General features: G+C 65.4%; 14 protein-coding genes and 1 rRNA gene. 9 read left to right on the top strand and 6 right to left on the bottom strand.

Features of this window, described 5'->3' with window-relative positions:
• Nucleotides 1–53 precede the first annotated feature (53 nt).
• Both ASD68_RS12870 and tyrS read right to left on the bottom strand, forming a co-directional pair.
• Nucleotides 54–1,598: ribosomal RNA gene (locus ASD68_RS12870) — 16S ribosomal RNA — on the bottom strand.
• A 569-nt stretch (nt 1,599–2,167) separates the two neighbouring features.
• Entirely contained in the window at nt 2,168–3,379 is a 1,212-nt protein-coding gene (gene tyrS, locus ASD68_RS12865) for a tyrosine--tRNA ligase (protein ID WP_056607360.1), read from the bottom strand.
• Nucleotides 3,380–3,560: 181 nt separating this feature from the next.
• On the opposite strand from tyrS, the gene ASD68_RS12860 reads away from it, so the two are divergent.
• From ASD68_RS12860 to ASD68_RS12850, 3 genes are read left to right on the top strand one after another with little or no spacing between them, the layout of a single operon-like run.
• Complete coding sequence (locus tag ASD68_RS12860; protein WP_056083907.1) at nt 3,561–5,006, top strand: peptidoglycan DD-metalloendopeptidase family protein; 1,446 nt, start codon at nt 3,561–3,563, stop codon at nt 5,004–5,006.
• 13 nt (nt 5,007–5,019) lie between these two features.
• Complete coding sequence (locus tag ASD68_RS12855; RefSeq protein WP_056607356.1) at nt 5,020–6,156, top strand: anhydro-N-acetylmuramic acid kinase; 1,137 nt, start codon at nt 5,020–5,022, stop codon at nt 6,154–6,156.
• A 9-nt stretch (nt 6,157–6,165) separates the two neighbouring features.
• Nucleotides 6,166–7,482, top strand: a complete 1,317-nt coding sequence (locus ASD68_RS12850) for an MFS transporter (RefSeq protein WP_056083901.1) — start codon at nt 6,166–6,168, stop codon at nt 7,480–7,482.
• Here the strand turns inward: ASD68_RS12850 and ASD68_RS12845 are convergent, their stop codons facing one another.
• On the bottom strand, nt 7,483–8,253 hold the full coding sequence (locus ASD68_RS12845) for an exodeoxyribonuclease III (protein WP_056083898.1): 771 nt from the start codon (nt 8,251–8,253) through the stop codon (nt 7,483–7,485).
• Between the two features lie 14 nt (nt 8,254–8,267).
• Between ASD68_RS12845 and ASD68_RS12840 the strand changes: the two genes are divergently transcribed.
• The 3 genes from ASD68_RS12840 to ASD68_RS12830 all read left to right on the top strand — a co-directional run bounded on the left by ASD68_RS12840 (nt 8,268) and on the right by ASD68_RS12830 (nt 10,259).
• A complete protein-coding gene (locus tag ASD68_RS12840) occupies nt 8,268–8,795 on the top strand; it encodes a GNAT family N-acetyltransferase (protein WP_056607354.1) in 528 nt (175 codons plus the stop codon).
• 22 nt (nt 8,796–8,817) lie between these two features.
• Nucleotides 8,818–9,480: an orotate phosphoribosyltransferase gene (pyrE, locus tag ASD68_RS12835; protein WP_056607352.1), complete on the top strand. Its 663-nt coding sequence runs from the start codon at nt 8,818–8,820 to the stop codon at nt 9,478–9,480.
• A gap of 134 nt (nt 9,481–9,614) precedes the next feature.
• Nucleotides 9,615–10,259, top strand: a complete 645-nt coding sequence (locus ASD68_RS12830) for a DUF4124 domain-containing protein (RefSeq protein WP_056083889.1) — start codon at nt 9,615–9,617, stop codon at nt 10,257–10,259.
• 21 nt (nt 10,260–10,280) lie between these two features.
• On the opposite strand, the gene ASD68_RS17310 is transcribed toward ASD68_RS12830, so the two are convergent.
• From ASD68_RS17310 to coaBC, 3 genes are read right to left on the bottom strand one after another with little or no spacing between them, the layout of a single operon-like run.
• Complete coding sequence (locus ASD68_RS17310) at nt 10,281–12,590, bottom strand: phosphomannomutase/phosphoglucomutase (RefSeq protein ID WP_056607350.1); 2,310 nt, start codon at nt 12,588–12,590, stop codon at nt 10,281–10,283.
• A 56-nt stretch (nt 12,591–12,646) separates the two neighbouring features.
• Nucleotides 12,647–13,117, bottom strand: coding sequence for a dUTP diphosphatase (gene dut, locus ASD68_RS12820; RefSeq protein WP_056083883.1), 471 nt, complete (start codon nt 13,115–13,117; stop codon nt 12,647–12,649).
• Complete coding sequence (gene coaBC / locus ASD68_RS12815) at nt 13,114–14,319, bottom strand: bifunctional phosphopantothenoylcysteine decarboxylase/phosphopantothenate--cysteine ligase CoaBC (protein WP_056607348.1); 1,206 nt, start codon at nt 14,317–14,319, stop codon at nt 13,114–13,116. The genes dut and coaBC overlap by 4 nt, the downstream gene beginning before the upstream one ends.
• A 96-nt stretch (nt 14,320–14,415) precedes the next feature.
• On the opposite strand from coaBC, the gene radC reads away from it, so the two are divergent.
• The 3 genes from radC (at nt 14,416) to ASD68_RS12800 (ending at nt 17,896) form a co-directional block, all read left to right on the top strand.
• Complete coding sequence (gene radC, locus ASD68_RS12810) at nt 14,416–15,087, top strand: DNA repair protein RadC (RefSeq protein ID WP_056607346.1); 672 nt, start codon at nt 14,416–14,418, stop codon at nt 15,085–15,087.
• 395 nt (nt 15,088–15,482) lie between these two features.
• Entirely contained in the window at nt 15,483–17,168 is a 1,686-nt protein-coding gene (gene argS / locus ASD68_RS12805) for an arginine--tRNA ligase (RefSeq protein ID WP_056607344.1), read from the top strand.
• Nucleotides 17,168–17,896, top strand: a complete 729-nt coding sequence (locus ASD68_RS12800; protein ID WP_056607342.1) for an SPOR domain-containing protein — start codon at nt 17,168–17,170, stop codon at nt 17,894–17,896. The genes argS and ASD68_RS12800 overlap by 1 nt, the downstream gene beginning before the upstream one ends.
• The last annotated feature ends 22 nt before the right edge of the window (nt 17,897–17,918 follow it).

The following is a 17,918-nucleotide window of genomic DNA, read 5'->3' as shown; positions in this document are numbered from 1 at the left end:
ACAGGTGTCTTGTGTGGACGTCTTGCGTGAGTGACTCACGCCGTCATTTCTTGAAAGGAGGTGATCCAGCCGCACCTTCCGATACGGCTACCTTGTTACGACTTCACCCCAGTCATGGACCACTCCGTGGGCGTCGTCCTCCTTGCGGTTAGACTAACGCCTTCTGGAGCAACCCACTCCCATGGTGTGACGGGCGGTGTGTACAAGGCCCGGGAACGTATTCACCGCGGCATAGCTGATCCGCGATTACTAGCGATTCCGACTTCACGGAGTCGAGTTGCAGACTCCGATCCGGACTGGGATCGGCTTTCTGGGATTGGCTCCACCTCGCGGTATTGCAACCCTCTGTACCGACCATTGTAGTACGTGTGTAGCCCTGGCCGTAAGGGCCATGATGACTTGACGTCATCCCCACCTTCCTCCGGTTTGTCACCGGCAGTCTCCTTAGAGTTCCCACCATTACGTGCTGGCAACTAAGGACAAGGGTTGCGCTCGTTGCGGGACTTAACCCAACATCTCACGACACGAGCTGACGACAGCCATGCAGCACCTGTGTTCCGATTCCCGAAGGCACTCCTGCATCTCTGCTGGATTCCGGACATGTCAAGGCCAGGTAAGGTTCTTCGCGTTGCATCGAATTAAACCACATACTCCACCGCTTGTGCGGGCCCCCGTCAATTCCTTTGAGTTTCAGTCTTGCGACCGTACTCCCCAGGCGGCGAACTTAACGCGTTAGCTTCGACACTGATCTCCGAGTTGAGACCAACATCCAGTTCGCATCGTTTAGGGCGTGGACTACCAGGGTATCTAATCCTGTTTGCTCCCCACGCTTTCGTGCTTCAGCGTCAGTGTTGTCCCAGATGGCCGCCTTCGCCACTGATGTTCCTCCCGATCTCTACGCATTTCACCGCTACACCGGGAATTCCACCATCCTCTGACACACTCTAGCTGCCCAGTATCCATCGCCATTCCCAGGTTGAGCCCGGGGATTTCACGACAGACTTAAACAACCGCCTACGCACCCTTTACGCCCAGTAATTCCGATTAACGCTTGCACCCTTCGTATTACCGCGGCTGCTGGCACGAAGTTAGCCGGTGCTTATTCCTCAGGTACCGTCAGCCCCATAGGTTATTAACCCGTGGTATTTCGTTCCTGATAAAAGTGCTTTACAACCCGAGGGCCTTCTTCACACACGCGGCATTGCTGGATCAGGCTTTCGCCCATTGTCCAATATTCCCCACTGCTGCCTCCCGTAGGAGTCTGGGCCGTGTCTCAGTCCCAGTGTGGCTGATCATCCTCTCAGACCAGCTAGCGATCGTCGCCTTGGTGGGCCATTACCCCGCCAACTAGCTAATCGCACATCGGTTCGTCCTGCCGCGCGAGGCCCGAAGGTCCCCCGCTTTCTCCCGTAGGACGTATGCGGTATTAGTCCCGGTTTCCCGAGGTTATCCCCCACGTCAGGGTAGATCCCGATGCATTACTCACCCGTCCRCCACTCGCCACCCAAGGAGCAAGCTCCTCTGTGCTGCCGTTCGACTTGCATGTGTTAGGCATGCCGCCAGCGTTCAATCTGAGCCAGGATCAAACTCTTCACTTAAGTTTTCGACCATCCGAAGATGATCTATCTTTCTGAAGCGTATGTTCCCAACCAATCAAAACTCATTACTGACTTTTTTCTTGGTGGGACGCTTGCATTGCTTGGACAGGTCGTGACCCATTCAACACAAGACGTCCACACAATTCACCTGCGCACACTGTCAAAGATCGTTCGCTTGGNTGGTGGGACGCTTGCATTGCTTGGACAGGTCGTGACCCATTCAACACAAGACGTCCACACAATTCACCTGCGCACACTGTCAAAGATCGTTCGCTTGGCACCGGTTTTCCCGGTACCGCCCCAAGACGTTTCGTCCTAGGTGAGCCGCCCATTCTACATCGCTTTTCCTTACCGTCAACACCCTCGTTGAAGCTTTTTTCGAGGTCCCGGCGGTCCGTCTTGCGACGTTGGGCGACTGCGGGACGCGAATAATACGAGCTGGATGAAATTTGGCAAGCGATTGTTGAGAGAAATAGCGGGAATGTTCGGTAAGTCACTGGCGTGGCTGAAAATATTTCTTTCCAATCACGCAAGCTTCACGCGCCCGGCGAGCCCGGGTGGCGTGGTTGTCAGGCCTGAACGAGCTTCACCCGGGCGAAATTTCGCTTGCCCACCTGCAGTACGCCTTCGAAACCTGGCTCGAAGGAGCGCTGCGCATCCTCAACCACCTCGGCGTCGATGCGCACGGCGCGCTCCTTAAGCTTGCGGCTGGCCTCGGAGTTGCTGGCGGTCAGGCCTGCCGCCGTGAGCAGCGCTGCCAGGCGCAGACCCTCGGCGGGCACGGACAACTCGGTCTGGGGCAGCAACGATGTATCGCCTTCGCCGCGCACAACCGCGTGCCAGCCGGCAATGGCCTGTTCCGCCGCTGCTGCGCCATGGAAACGCGTGGCCAGTTCGCGAGCCAGGCGCAACTTCGCATCACGCGGGTTGAGCGCGCCGCTGGCGATATCGCTCTTCATCCGTGCCAGCTCATCCAGCGACACATCGAAGCTCAGCAGTTCGAACCACCGCCACATCAGCTCGTCGCCGATCTTCATGGTCTTGGTAACCATGTCGATGGCCGGCTCGTCGATGCCTATGTAGTTGCCCAGTGACTTGGACATCTTGTTGACGCCATCGAGGCCTTCGAGCAGCGGCATCGTCAACACGATCTGCGGCGGCTGGCCGTGGTGTTCCTGCAGCGCGCGCCCCATCAACAGGTTGAATTTCTGGTCGGTGCCGCCGAGCTCGACATCGGCTTTCAGCGCCACCGAGTCATAGCCCTGTACCAGGGGATAGAGGAATTCGTGGATGGCGATCGGTTGCTGCGCGGCGTAGCGCTTGGTGAAGTCGTCACGCTCCAGCATGCGCGCCACCGTGTGCTGCGCGGCGAGCTTGATCATGTCGGCGGCCGACATCTGGCCGAACCATTCGGAATTGAAGCGCAGCTCGGTCTTCTCCCGATCGAGCACCTTGTAGACCTGTTCGGCGTAGGTCTCGGCGTTGGCCAGCACGTCTTCGCGGGTCAGCGGCTTGCGGGTGACGTTCTTGCCGGTGGGGTCGCCGATCATTCCGGTGAAGTCGCCGATCAGGAAAATCACCTGGTGGCCCAGGTCCTGAAACTGCCGCATCTTGTTCAACAACACGGTATGACCCAGATGCAGGTCCGGCGCCGTGGGATCGAAGCCGGCCTTGATCCGCAGCGGACGCCCGCTTTTCAGCCGTTCGGCCAGATCCTCCCGTTTGATGATTTCATCCGCGCCACGCGCAATCGTGGCCAGCGCCTGCTCCAGCTCGCTCATGTATTCCTCTCTGATGGATCGTTGGGGGCAAGCCGCAGTCGTCGCCGACCGTGCTGCTCGCGTTAATTGTGCGTTAACCAGAAATGTCGCGCAAACCCTTGATGGGAAAGGCGTTGACGCCATTTACACATGGCCGCTATGGTACGCGCAGTTTGTTACTTTGTACCGCGGGGCGCACGGCATGGCAGAAGACAATCGGGGGGCGCGTCTCGCGCGCAGGCAAGCCATTTGCCGAAAGGCACAGCAGCGGCATTCCCACTTCTACGAGCGCTGTGCGCATTGGTCGTTCAACCGCAGCGGTGAAGTGGAACCGATTTCGTGGCACCGGGAACGCTGGGTGCTGGCCGGAACGGCCATGCTGATCACCTTGCTTTCCGGCTTCATCATGCCCGCCTGGGCCAGTGCGATGCGCCCGTCGCCACTGCCTGAAGTTCACGCGCTGCTGCCGCTCGCCGTACCCGAAATCACGCCCCGCATCGCCGCGCCGGAACAGGACAACTGGCAATCCGTGCGCGTACAACCCGGGCAGACGCTGTCGGACATCTTCGCCGACCGCGGCCTCAGCATGAGTGACCTGCAAACGGTGATGGATGCCGCCGGCGGCGCCAGCAGCGCGCTGCACAGCATCCGGCCGGGGCAGGAATTCGATTTTCTGCTGGATAACGACGGCAGCCTCGACGGCTTCCGTTTCGAAAAAGACGCATCCAGCCGCGCAACCATTCGATTCGATGGCGTGCAGCCCACGCTGGCCATCCAGAAGCGCGACATGGACGTGCGCGAGCAGATCGCCCATGGCGTCATCAGCAGCAGTCTCTATGCCTCGGCTGGCCAGGCCGGCATGGACGCCGCGATGGTCGGCAAGCTCGCCAACCTGTTCAAGTACGACATCGATTTCGTGCAGGACCTGCGCGCGGGCGACCGCTTCACCGTGATTTACGATGACGTCTACCGCGATGGCCAGCGCTACGGCCACGGCGACATCATTGCCGCGGAATTCGTCAACCAGGGCAAGCGCTACACCGCCTACCGGTTCAAGAAGGCCAATGGCGAGTTCGGCTGGTTCAGCGAAGACGGGCGGCCGATCGAGAAATCCTTCCTGCGCATTCCGGTGGATTTCACCCGCATCTCGTCCAAGTTCACCACCGCACGCATGCACCCGGTCCTTGGCCGCATGCGCGCGCATAAAGGCGTCGACTACGCCGCACCCAGCGGGACGCCCATCCACGCTGCGGGCGATGGCGTGATCAAGTACCACGGCTGGGAGCGCGGTTACGGCAACTTCGTGGTGGTCCAGCACAGCAAGACCATCAGTACCGCGTATGGCCACATGTCGCGTTTCGTGAAGGGTCAGCACGTGGGCGAACACGTGCGCCAGGGCGAAGTGATCGGCTACGTCGGCATGACCGGGCTGGCCACCGGCCCGCATCTTCACTACGAATTCCGCGTCAACGGCGTGCAGCGCAATCCGCAAACCGTGACTCTGCCGCAACCCGAGCCATTGCCTGCCGCGCAGCTGGCCAAATTCAAGGCACAGGTCGTCAAGCCTCAGCTGGCTCGCCTGGAAGCGCTGGATTCGCGCATGCGGCTGGCGCGCAGCGACAAACCCACCCGCAACTCCGACAGCTGACCTGCGACGCCCCATGGATAGCGAGAAGGCCCTTTACCTGGGCCTGATGTCGGGTACCAGCGCCGATGGCATCGACGCGGCGCTGGTCCGTTTTTCAGAAGGCAAGCCCCATCTGCAGGCGGCACACAATCTACCGTGGCCCGCGGACTTGCGTGCGCAGATTCTGGCGCTGGCGCAAGGCAACGAACCCCTGGACCTGGATACGTTTGGACGTCTCGACGTCCGGATCGGGTACTGTTTCGCCGACGCCGCGCTGGCGCTTCTGCAGCACAGCGGCACCGCGGCTAGTGATGTCCGGGCGATCGGATCGCACGGCCAGACCATGCGGCATCGGCCCGCCGGCCCCCACCCTTTCACGCTGCAACTGGGAGACCCCACCGTCATTGCCGAGCGTTGCGGCATCGATGTGGTGGCCGACTTTCGTCGCGCCGACGTGGCTGCCGGTGGCCAGGGCGCGCCCTTGCTGCCGGCCGTGCACGCGATGTTGCTGGGACGCCCCGGCCGCGCACGCGTCGTGTTGAACCTGGGCGGCATCGCCAACATCACCGTGCTCGGCGCCGACGGTAGCGTTCTTGGCTTCGATACCGGCCCCGCCAACGGCCTGCTGGACGCCTGGTGCCAGCGTCACCGCGGCGAAGCCTATGACCGTGACGGCGCATTCGCCGCCAATGGTCGCGTCCACGCGGCACTGTTGCAGGCATTGCTCGACGATCCCTATTTCGCGCTGGCGCCGCCCAAAAGTACGGGACGCGAGTATTTCCACCTGGCGTGGCTGGACGGCCATCTGCAACAGGCAGCGATCGACCCCGCCGACGTGCAGGCAACGCTGCTGGAGCTGTCTGCGCGCAGCGTGGTGGCGGCGATCGACCGGCACGCCTCGAGCGCCGGCGAAGTGCTGGCCTGCGGCGGAGGCGTGCATAACGGCGCACTGATGCGTCGCTTGACCGAGTTGCTGGCGCCGCGCGCGTTGTTCAGCACCGCGCGCGAAGGTGTCGATCCGGATTACCTGGAAGCCACCGCCTTTGCCTGGCTGGCGCGGCAGCGCGTACTGGGGCTGCCGGGCAACCTGCCGGCGGTTACCGGCGCACGCGGGCTGCGGGTATTGGGTGCGTTGCACGCGGCGCCCGCCAACGACGCGCCAGCTGGTTAGCATAGGTCCATGACCAACTCAGCCTCGCGTGGCTCCCCGGGCATTCTCGCCTCGCTCAAACCCTATCTGGAGCCCGCGCCGATCGGCGCGTTGCTGCTGGGAATGTCGTCCGGTTTTCCGTACGCCATGATCGGTGCCACCTTGACCACGAGGCTGGCCCAGGACGGCATCGACAAGCGCAGCGTGACTGCGTTTTCATTGGCGTTTCTGGTCTACAACCTGAAATTCCTGTGGGCGCCGGTGGTGGATCGGGCGCGCCTGCCGTTGCTGGGCAGGTACGGACAGCGCCGCTCGTGGTTGTGGCTGACGGCGCTGGCGGTGGCGGCGTCGGTGGTTTTTCTGGGTGTGGTCAGCCCGCAGGCCAGTCTTGAGACGGTGGCGCTGGCGGCCGTGCTGGTCGGGGTGGCCGGCGCCACGTTCGACATCGTGATCGACGCCTACCGGATCGAGATACTGCAACCACGGCAACTGGGCGTCGGCTCCGGCATGTCGCAGTACGGCTGGCGCATCGGTTCGGTGAGCGCCGGCGCCATCGCGCTGCTGGTGGCCGCGTCATCGGGCTGGGCGCTGGCGTATACGTTGTGCGCTTTCCTGGTGCTGCCGGCCGTGTTCGTGGGTTTCTGGCTGGGCGAGCCGGCCCGCCACCGCGACCCCATTCCGGTGAAGGGCCTGGGTGTGGCGCTATCGTCGGCAGTGGGGCCGCTGGCGGAATTTTTCCGCCGCAGCGGCGCGTGGCTGGTGCTGTTGTTCGTGCTGATCCACAAGATTGGCGACACGCTGGCCAACCTCACGGTGCGCCTGCTGCTGCAGGACCTGCACTTCAGCAACGAGGAAATCGCCACTTACGACGTGGGCTTCGGTTTTGTCGCCTACCTTATCGGTATCTTCATCGGCGGCATGCTGTACGTGCGGCTGGGGATGAAGCGCGCGGTGCTGTTGAGCCTGGTGTTGATGGCGGTGTCGAACCTGTCGTTTGCCGTACTGGCGCACATGGGCCACAACAACGACATGCTGGCGTTCACGATCGGCTTTGAAAACATCGCCAGCGGCATCGGTGGCGTGGTCGTGGTGGCGTACCTGTCGGCGCTGTGCAACCTCTCCTACACGGCGTCGCAATACGCGCTGCTGTCCGCTGCCGCGTCCGTGGTGGGCCGGCTGGTGACCGGCACCACGGCCGGCGGCCTGATCCAGAGCATGGGCTACGTGGATTTTTATCTCATGACGACCATCGTCGCGCTGCCGGGCGTGGCATTGTTCGCCTGGATGATGCACCGCGGCCTGGTCGACCGCGCCATCGCCGAGGTCGACGTTCGCGCCTCGGCTTGATCAGTCCGCGTAATCCACGATATACGGCGCGTGATCGGAGAAGCGCTGGTCGCGGTAGATCGAGCAATCCAGCAGCCGCTCGCGCAGCGACGGCGTGCACACCTGGTAATCGATGCGCCAACCCACGTTGTTGGCGCGCGCCTGGCCGCGGTTGGACCACCAGGTGTATTCCACCGCCTCGGGCCGGATCGAGCGGAAGCTGTCCACCCAGCCGCGCTGCAGGAACAACAGATCCAGCCACGCGCGTTCCTGCGGCAGGCAGCCGGAATTCTTCTGGTTGGAGCTCCAGTTCTTGATGTCGTTCTTGGTATGCACGATGTTCCAGTCGCCGCAGATCACGTAGTCGCGGCCGCTCTTCAGCCACGCGTCGAAAATCGGCGTGATCCACTCCATCGCCTTGAACTTGAACTGCTGCCGTTCATCGCCGGAGGAGCCTGACGGAAAGTACAGCGACACGACCGACAGGTTGCCGAACCGCGCCTCGATGTAGCGACCCTCGTTGTCGAATTCATCCCAGCCCAGCGAGGTCAGCACCTCGTCCGGTTCGCGCCTGGCGTAGATCGCCACGCCGCTGTAGCCTTTTTTGCTGCTGGCGTCGCGGTAGAAGCAGTGATGGCCGTCGGGGCGAAACATGGGATCGGTCAGTTGATGCTCCTGCGCCTTGGTTTCCTGCAGGCACACCACATCGGCGTTCTGGTCGCGCAACCATTCGAACACGCCCTTGCTGGCGGCCGAACGGATACCGTTGGCGTTGAGGCTGATGATGCGCATGGAATCTCCCGAAAGTGATCCCCGATCATAACAACCGTGACACCGCGGCAACGCCACCGGACGCCCTGCACGTAATGCCGGTGGAACCGTCGCTGCATCGCGCACTGCTGCGCCTGCGTGTGCGGCCGGCACAACGCGATCGCGTCGGCAGCATGGCCGACCTGCTTGCCGACGTGACGCAATGCCCGGGCAGTGAGCCGATGGCGATCATGCGCGGCGACGCGCCCATCGGTTACTACCGCATCGACGCGAGCGCCCGCAGCGTGGCCGGCCGCGATTTCGCGCAGCCGGCGCGCGGGTTGCGCTCGCTGTTCGTGGATGCCGACTGGCAGGGCCGCGGGCTTGGCGCGCGCGCCGTCGCCCTGCTGCTGGAGGATCTGGCCGTGCGCCATCCGGCCACGCGGCTGCTGGTGCTCACCGTCGACTGCGACAACCGCGCCGCCACCCGGATCTACCAACGCGCCGGCTTCGTCGACGGCGGCGCGCGCTACCATGGCGGCCGTTGCGGGCCACAGCAACTGTTGCTGCGCGCCCTCCCCTGACCTTCCTGCCGCGAGACCGCCCGTGCACGATTACCAGCGCGACTTCATCGAACTCACCCTGGCGCGCGACGTGCTGCGCTTTGGCGAATTCACCCTGAAATCAGGCCGCCTCAGCCCGTACTTCTTCAACATGGGCCGGATCGATTCCGGTGCCGCGCTGGCCCAGCTCGGCCGCGCCTACGCCAATGCCCTGGTGAATTCGGGACTTCAGGTCGACATGCTGTTCGGCCCCGCCTACAAGGGCATCGCGCTGGCCGCGGCCACCGCCATTGCGCTGGCGGACCAGCATCAGCGCGATCTGCCCTGGGCCTACAACCGCAAGGAGGCGAAAGATCACGGCGAAGGCGGCACTCTGGTGGGCGCGCCACTGAAAGGCCGCGTGTTGATCGTGGACGACGTGATGACCGCCGGCACCGCCGTGCGCGAATCGCTGGCCCTGATCCGTGCCCAGGGTGCCACACCCGCCGGCGTGCTGATCGCGCTGGATCGGCAGGAGCGCGGCCAGGGCGAGCGCTCCGCCGCGCAGGAAGTCGCCGCCGACCACGGCATCCCGGTGATCGCGATCACCAGCCTGGACGACGTACTGGCGTACGCGGGCGAACAACCGCAGCTGGCCGCCGAGCATGGCCGTCTGCTGAGCTATCGCGAACGCTACGGCGTGCAATCGTCATCACAAGGTTTGTGAAAGCATCCCCAACGAAGCACCCACCCGCCGGTGGCGAAACCGCCGCTTCGTACTCGAAAACGTGACGGCGAGGCCCCTGTCCACCGCCGCCCGCGCAATCGCCACCGCTATACTGGCCCGCAAAGGGGGGATTCATGCGCAAGTTTCTGTCAGTCATCATCGCGGGCACGTTGCTGGCTGGCGTGGCCGCACACGCCCAGAAAGCCAATGGCAACCGCTACAAGTGGGTCGACCCCCAGGGTCTGCCGCATTACAGCGACAGCCTCACCGCCGAGGCGATGAAGGCCGGCTACGACGTGGTCAACGATCGCGGCATGGTGGTGCAGCGGGTGCCGCGCCAGTTGACCGCCGCCGAGCGCGTGGTGGCCAACAAGCTGGCGAAGGAAGCCGCGGCGAAGGAGCGCGCACGCCAGGACGTCGCCCGCGCCGAGGCGCAGATGATGAGCGCCTACCCGGACGAGGCCTCCTACAAGATGTCCCTGCAGCAAACGGTCGACGCCCTCGACCAGCAGATCCGCACCACGCGGATCAACCTGCAAAGCCAGGAGAAGGCGCTCACCGGCCTGCTCGACCGCGCCGCGGAACTCGAGCAGGCCAAGCAGCCGGTGCCCAAGTTCATGGCGGACAACATTTCCAAGCAGCGCAACGTGGTGGCGATGCAGCGCAACGCACTGGCCCGGCAGCAGGCCGAGCGTGACAGCACCGTGGCCGCGCAGGCGAAGCAACTGGCCCGCTATCGCGAGCTCAAGGCCGCCGAGGACGCGCCGCCGGAACCGTAGCCACGGCGGGCGGCAGGCGGATCAGAACGGCAGCTGCAACGACGGATCGACCGCCAGCATCTGCTCACGGAACACGTCCTGTATCCGTTGCAGCGCCGCGGCATTGTCGGCGTCGAAACGCAGCACGAGCACCGGCGTGGTGTTGGACGCCCGCACCAGGCCCCAGCCATCGGGCCAGTCGGCGCGCACGCCGTCGATGGTGATCAGCGTGGCCCCTTCGAAAGCCGCCTTGGCGCGGAAATTCATCATGAAGCGGTAGTTGCGGCCCTCGACCATTTCCACCTTCAGCTCGGGGGTCGACACGCCCTTGGGCAAGGTGGCGAAGATCTCGTCCGGCGAACGCCCCAGCGCGTCACCGGCAATGATTTCCAGCAGCCGCGCGGCGGCGTAGATGCCGTCGTCGAAGCCGAACCAGCGCTCCTTGAAAAAGAAATGGCCGCTCATTTCGCCGGCCAGTTCCGCGTCGGTCTCGCGGATCTTGGCCTTGATCAGCGAATGGCCGGTGCGCCACATCAGCGGGCTGCCGCCGGCATCCAGGATCTGGCCTTTCAGGTGGCCGGTGCACTTGACGTCGTAGATGATCGTGGCGCCGGGCTGGCGCGACAGCACATCGCGGGCAAACAGCATCAGCAGGCGGTCGGGATAGATGATTTCGCCGGTGCGGGTGACGACGCCAAGCCGGTCGCCATCGCCGTCGAACGCCACGCCCAGATCCGCGCCGGACTTCTGCACGGAGACGATGAGGTCCTGCAGGTTGGACGGCTCGGACGGGTCGGGATGATGGTTGGGGAAGGTCCCGTCCACCTCGCAATACAACGGAATCACCTCGCAGCCGATCTCCTCCAGCACCTGCGGCGCCAGCGCGCCGGGGATACCGTTGCCGCAGTCGACCACGACCTTCAGGCTGCGCTCGGCCTGCACGTCGGAGGTGATCCGATCGATGTAGTCGGGGGCCACGTCCACATGCCGATAAGCGCCCTGGCCATCGGCCACCAGCGCGCCACTGGCGATGCGCTGGTACAGGTCCTGGATCGCATCTTCGGCCAGCGTCTCGCCGCCGACCATGATCTTGAAGCCGTTGTAGTCGGGCGGATTGTGGCTGCCGGTCACCGCCACGCCGCAGCCGGTTTCGAAATGGAAGGTGGCGAAATAGACCACCGGCGTGGGCACCGCGCCGATGTCGATCACGTCGATGCCGGCCGCGCGAAAACCATCCGACAGCGCGCCAGCCAGTTCGGGCCCGGACAGCCGCCCGTCGCGCCCGACCACGATCTCGTGCAGATCCCGCTCCCGCATCAGGCTGCCAATCGCCTGGCCCAGCAGGTAAGCCACGTCGCGGCTGAGGGTTTTGCCGACGATGCCGCGGATGTCGTACGCGCGGAAAATGGAAGGATCCACGGCAGCCCTGGCGTCACCGCCGGACCGCGCCGGCGCTGTCGGCGGGGCCGCCACCTTCGCCGGCTCGCGGACAATCTGGGGAATTTCTGTGGGCACTACTGGCTCCTCGGGTTCGGATGATATTTCGACCACCGAGCGCGTGCGCCGCCACAGCAGGAACGCTCCCGCGCCCAGGCCGAACAGGGCCAGCAAGGCGGCCAGCAGCACCGAATGCGGCAGCACGATGAATGCGCGCGGCAGGGCGGCGCCGACGCTGAACGCGCTTCCGGGCACCGGTTTGCCGCCCGTTTCACTTTCGGCCGAGGCGGCGCCGTGGGAAAGCAGGCGCATGTCGCCGCGCTCATCGCCCTGGCGCAGATCCAGGCGGCCGCCGGCCGGGTCGATCGCATCCAGCCGCTGGCGCAACGGCGCAAAAGGCAACTCGACCCAGGCCCAGCCCTGCGCCCGATCCGGGGCACCCAGGGGCACAACGAGGCTGAGCCGTCGATCACTGCCGCCGTGCGACACGCTTTGTGCCGGCGGCGTGCCATCGGCCGTTTGCGCCGACATCAACTGCGCCGCCTTGGCGTAACCGAATTCGCGGTAATTGGCGTGCAGCACTTCATTGAGCGTGCCGCTGTAAAGCTCCAGCGCCTGCGCCTGGGGCAGACGCTGGCGCAACGTGGCGGTGGCCTGCGCCGGGTCCTGCATGGCCACGGCCGGATCCAGCGTGGCCACCGCAGCGGTCACCGTGGCACGTTGCGTGGCAAGCTCCTGCGCCAGTGCTTTCACCGCCTGATCCTGGGCGACATGCACGCGTGCCGCCGCCTGTCCCTCGTCCGCGATCAACCACGCCTGCCAGCCGCAGAACAATCCCAGCAGCAGCAGCAGCGTGCCCGCCGCCAACGGCAGCAGCCCACGCCAGTCGAACGACATCCCCTTCGCCATCTTCATCGTTGTTGCCCGCCCCCGCAGGTTGTCGCAGCGTGGCCCGCGGCGCGGGCCGCCACTCAATTGATGCCGGTGGAACCGAAACCGCCGTCACCGCGCTGGCTCGGGGCAAACGCGGACACGATGTTCATCCGCGCCTGCGCCACCGGCAGCAGCAGCAACTGGGCGATGCGATCGCCGACTTCGATGGTGTACGGCGCATGGCCGCGGTTCCAGCATGAAATCATCAACGGCCCCTGGTAGTCGGCGTCGATCACTCCTACCAGATTGCCCATCACCAAGCCGTGTTTATGGCCCAGCCCCGAACGCGGCACGATCACCGCGCACCAGCCCGGGTCGCCGATATGGATGGCGATGCCGCTGGGCACCAGCGCGCTGTCGCCCGGCTGCAGGGTCAGCGGCTGCTCCAGCGCGGCGCGCAGATCCATGCCCGCGCTGCCGGCGGTGGCCGCCTCGGGCAGGGCGATGCTGTCGCCGAGGCGCGGGTCCAGGATTTTCAGTTCGATATCGACGACGGGGCGCGCGCTCATCCGCGTGCGACCCGGTAGCGCTCGGCCACGCAGGCCAGCAACTGGTGCGCCAGCTCGGCCTTGCCCGCGCGCGGCAGTTCCAGCATGCCGCCCTCCCAATACAGGTTGATGGCGTTGTCGGCGGTTTCGAAGCCGAGGCCCTCGCCGACCTGATTGGCGGCGATCATGTCCAGGCCCTTGCGCTTCAACTTGCCCTGCGCGTAGTGCGCCACGTCGTGGGTTTCGGCGGCAAAACCCACCAGAAAGGGATGCGCGGCCTGCGCCGACAGCGCGGCCAGGATGTCCGGGTTTTCCCTGAGCTGCAGCGACAGGTCCGCGCCGGCCTGCTTCTTCAGCTTGCGCGGCGAGACTTCGCTGGGGCGATAGTCGCCCACTGCCGCCGCCGCGATATAGATATCGGCCTGCTTCGCGCCCGCCAACACGGCGTCGTGCATCTGCGCGGCGCTGCGTACGTCGATCCGCCGTGCCACGCCCGGTGGCGTGCACAAGCTGACCGGCCCGGCGACCAGGGTGACCTCAGCACCTTGTTGCGCGGCGGCCTGCGCCACCGCGAAGCCCATGCGACCGGAGCTGCGGTTGCCGATGAAACGCACCGGGTCGATGTCTTCGAACGTGGGGCCGGCGCTCACCATGATCTTCAGCCCCGCCAGCGCACCGCTGCCGAACGAACCGACCAGGGCATCGCGCAATTCCAGCGCCTCCAGCATCCGGCCGGATCCCACGTCGCCGCAGGCCTGCTCCCCGCTGGCCGGCCCCAGCACATGCGCGCCGCGCTGACGCAGCGTGGCGAGGTTGGCCTGCACCGCCGCGTGCGCCCACATCTGCTGGTTCATCGCCGGCGCCAGGTACAGCGGCGCGGCGCTGGCCAGGCACAGGGTGGACAGCAGGTCGTCGGCCAGCCCGTGCGCCAGCCGCGCCAGCAGGTCGGCACTGGCCGGTGCGATGAGGATGCGTTCGGCCCAGCGCGCCAGCTCGATATGGCCCATCGCCGCTTCCGCCTGCGCATCCCAGCCGCTGACCCGCACGCTCTGGCCCGACAGCGCCTGGAACGTGGTGGGGGTGACGAAATGGGTGGCCGCTTCGGTCATCACGACGCGCACTTCGGCATCGAGATCGCGCAGCCGGCGTACCAGCTCGCAGGACTTGTAGGCGGCGATGCCGCCGGACACTCCCAGCAGAATGCGGCGTTGGGCAAGAGACATGTAAGGCGGGCCTGACAGACGGGCAGACGCCTAGCTTACCGGAATCATTCCGGCTGTCTGCTATCGCCCCGATCGCCGGCCGGACACGCTATGACGATGAGTATCCGCGACTGGCCCGAAGGCGAACGTCCCCGTGAAAAACTGCTGGCGCGCGGCAGCGGCGCGCTGTCCGACGCGGAGTTGCTGGCGGTGCTGCTGGGCAGCGGCAGCCGCGGCAAGGATGCGCTGGCGCTGGGCCGCGAACTGATCGCCGGCGCCGGCAGCCTGGGCGCCCTGCTCGGGCGGCCCGATCATCCGATCCGGGTCGGTGGACTGGGGCCGGCCAAACGGGCGCGCATCGCCGCCGCGCTGGAGCTGGCCCGCCGCAGCCTGGCCGAGCAACTGCACGAGCGACCCAGCCTGGGCAACCCGCGCGACAGCGGCGATTTCCTGCGCGCCCGCCTGCGCCACCTGCCGTACGAAGTTTTCGGCTGCCTCTACCTGGACAACCGCCACCGCGTGCTGGCGTTCGAGGAGCTGTTCCGCGGCACTGTGGACGGCGCCAGCGTGCATCCGCGCGAGGTGGTTCGCGCCTGCCTGCAGCACAATGCATGCGCGGTGATCTTTGCCCACAACCACCCCTCGGGAGTGGCCGAGCCCAGCGCCGCCGACCGTGCGATCACCCACGAACTGCGCGACGCCTTGCGCCTGGTCGGCGTACGCGTGCTGGACCATCTGGTGATCGGCAGCGGCGAGCCGGTGTCGATGGCCGCGCGCGGGCTGATCTGACCGGCCAATCCCGTGCCGCGGCCCCTGCCGCGGCTGCCGGCGTCAGCCAACTACTGCATTCCGGGTGCATCAAGACGCGGCAAGTCGTCGAAACTTATGCACAAATCCGCGGAACGGTCACTTGGCGGTCATGTCGCCTTCTTCACCACAGGTTGTCGATATACCATGATGATTATCAAAGGCTTTTCCCAAAATATCGTGGGTTGATCGGCTCACCGCTCCGGCGGCCCGCCAGCGGGCGAAGCTTTCCCCACAGACTTATCCACAGGTCCGTCCACTGCAGTGCAGCAAAAACCCGAGGTGATTGCCTCGCCGCACCGCGGCTGCGGCATCGGCTCCGCCCCGGTGGTGGCGGTCTGCTAGGATTGTCGGTTCCATCACGATATTGAAAGCCCGTGAAAGAACAGCTGCGTGAACTGATTTTGCAGGCAATTCAGGCCTTGCAGGACGATGCCACTCTTCCCGCCGACCTGGCCTTGCCGGGCTTCGTGATCGAGCGGGCGCGCAGCCGCGAACACGGCGATTTCGCCTGCAACGTGGCGATGTTGCTGGCCAAGCCCGCACGCGCCAAACCGCGCGAGCTGGCCGAAAAGCTGGTGGCGGCGCTGCCGGCGAACGACCTGGTGGCGAAGGTGGAGATCGCCGGCCCGGGTTTCATCAACTTCTTCCTGGCCGCCAGCGCGTACCACGCCGAACTGCGGCGCATCCTGGCTGAAGCCGACGCCTATGGTCGCAGCGCCGGCGGCGGCAAGACCGTGGGCGTGGAGTTTGTCTCGGCCAACCCGACCGGCCCGCTGCACGTGGGCCACGGCCGCGCCGCGGCGATCGGCGATTGCCTCAGCCGCTTGCTCGAAGCCACCGGCTGGAACGTGAAGCGCGAGTTCTACTACAACGACGCCGGCGTGCAGATCGCCAACCTCGCCGTCTCGGTGCAGGCGCGCGCCCGCGGCGTCACGCCGGATGACAGCAACTGGCCGGAAAACGGCTACCGCGGCGATTACATCGCCGACGTGGCGCGGGCGTTCCTCGATCGCGACGCGGTGGTCGCCGATGGCGAAACCGTCACCGCCAACGGCGACGTGGACGACCTGGACGCCATCCGCCGCTTCGCCGTGGCCAGCTTGCGCCGCGAGCAGGACCTGGATCTGCAGGCGTTCGGCGTGGGCTTCGACACGTACTTCCTGGAGTCCTCGCTGTATAGCGACGGCAAGGTCGAGGAAACCGTGCGCGAACTGGTGGCGCACGGCCACACCTACGAGGAAGGCGGCGCGCTGTGGCTGCGCACCACCGAGTTCGGTGACGACAAGGACCGCGTGATGCGCAAGTCCGACGGCACCTACACCTACTTCCTGCCCGACGTGGCCTACCACCTCAGCAAATGGCAGCGCGGCTACGAGCGCGCCATCACCGAGCTGGGCTCCGACCATCACGGCTCGCTGGCGCGGGTGAAGGCCGGCCTGCAGGCGCTGAACGTGGGCATCCCGAAGAACTGGCCCGAATACGTGCTGCACCAGATGGTGACCGTGATGCGCGGCGGCGAGGAGGTGAAGATCTCCAAGCGCGCCGGCAGCTACGTCACCTTGCGCGACCTGATCGACGAAGTGGGCCGCGATGCCACGCGCTACTTCCTGATCTCGCGCAAGAGCGATTCGCAGCTGGTGTTCGACATCGACCTGGCCCGCTCGCAGAGCAACGACAATCCGGTCTATTACATCCAGTACGCCCACGCCCGCGTCTGCAGCGTGCTGCGGCAGGCGCCGGAGAAAGGTTTCAGTTTCGACCTCGCCGACGGCCTCACCCAGCTGGCGCGGCTGGACAACGAGCACGAGCAGATCCTGCTGACCGAGCTGTCGAAGTTCCCGGAAATCGTGGAGACCGCCGCGCTCAACCTGGAGCCGCACCTGGTCGCCGGCTGGCTGCGCGAACTGGCCAACGCGTTCCACACCTATTACAACTCGCACCAGTTCCTGGTCGAGGACGCCGCGCTGCGCAACGCGCGCCTGGCGCTGGTGGTGGCCACGCAACAAGTCTTGAAAAATGGCCTGGGCCTGTTGGGCCTCGGCGCCCCGGAGAAGATGTAATGGCAACACGCAAGGGCAAGGGCCGGCAGGCCGTGCGCAACAAGAAGGGCGGTTTCCCCGCCTGGGGCTACGCGATCGTCGGCTTGCTGGTCGGTGCCGTGCTGATGGTGATGATGCTGCGCGGCAGCCTGCTCACCAGCCTGCACAAACCCGAGGGCCCGCAGGCCAATCCGCAGGCCACCGCCAAGCACGCCAGCGAACCGGGCCTGCTCGAAACGGGCAACAACGACGACGCGCCGAAAAAGCCGCAATACGATTTCTACTCGGTGCTGTCGGAGCGCGAAGTGCGCATCCCCGATGCCGAAATCAGCGCCCAGGCGCGCGCCGAGCAGTTGCAGAAACAGCAGGCGGCCACGCAGGCCCAGCAGCAGGCGGCGGCCGGCACCACGCCGATAGCCACGGCGCCGGTCAGCAACCCGAATGCGCCGGCTGCGGTCAGCGAAGACGTGGTCGCCGCGCCGCGCAGCACGCCTCCGGCCGCAGCGGCGGCGGGCAGCGGTTACCTGTTGCAGGTCGGCGCGTTCCCCAACGCCGCTGACGCGGAGACCCTGAAAGCCAAGCTGGCGATGCAGGGTTTCATCGCCAACGTGCAGACCGTCAATGTCAACGGCCAGACCTACCACCGGGTCCGGCTGGGCCCGTTCCCGTCCGCCACCGACCTGGAATCAACCAAGCAACGGCTGGCCGGCGCGGGTATCAATGCGATCGCCTTGAAGGAAGGTCGCTGAGTCTCACGTTTCTGCCAGGCTT

Origin of the sequence: Rhodanobacter sp. Root627, assembly GCF_001427835.1 — a bacterium.
In the GTDB taxonomy this organism is placed as follows: domain Bacteria; phylum Pseudomonadota; class Gammaproteobacteria; order Xanthomonadales; family Rhodanobacteraceae; genus Rhodanobacter; species Rhodanobacter ginsenosidimutans.
The sequence above is the reverse complement of the archived record's forward strand: the minus strand, read 5'-3'. Positions and strand labels throughout refer to the sequence as shown.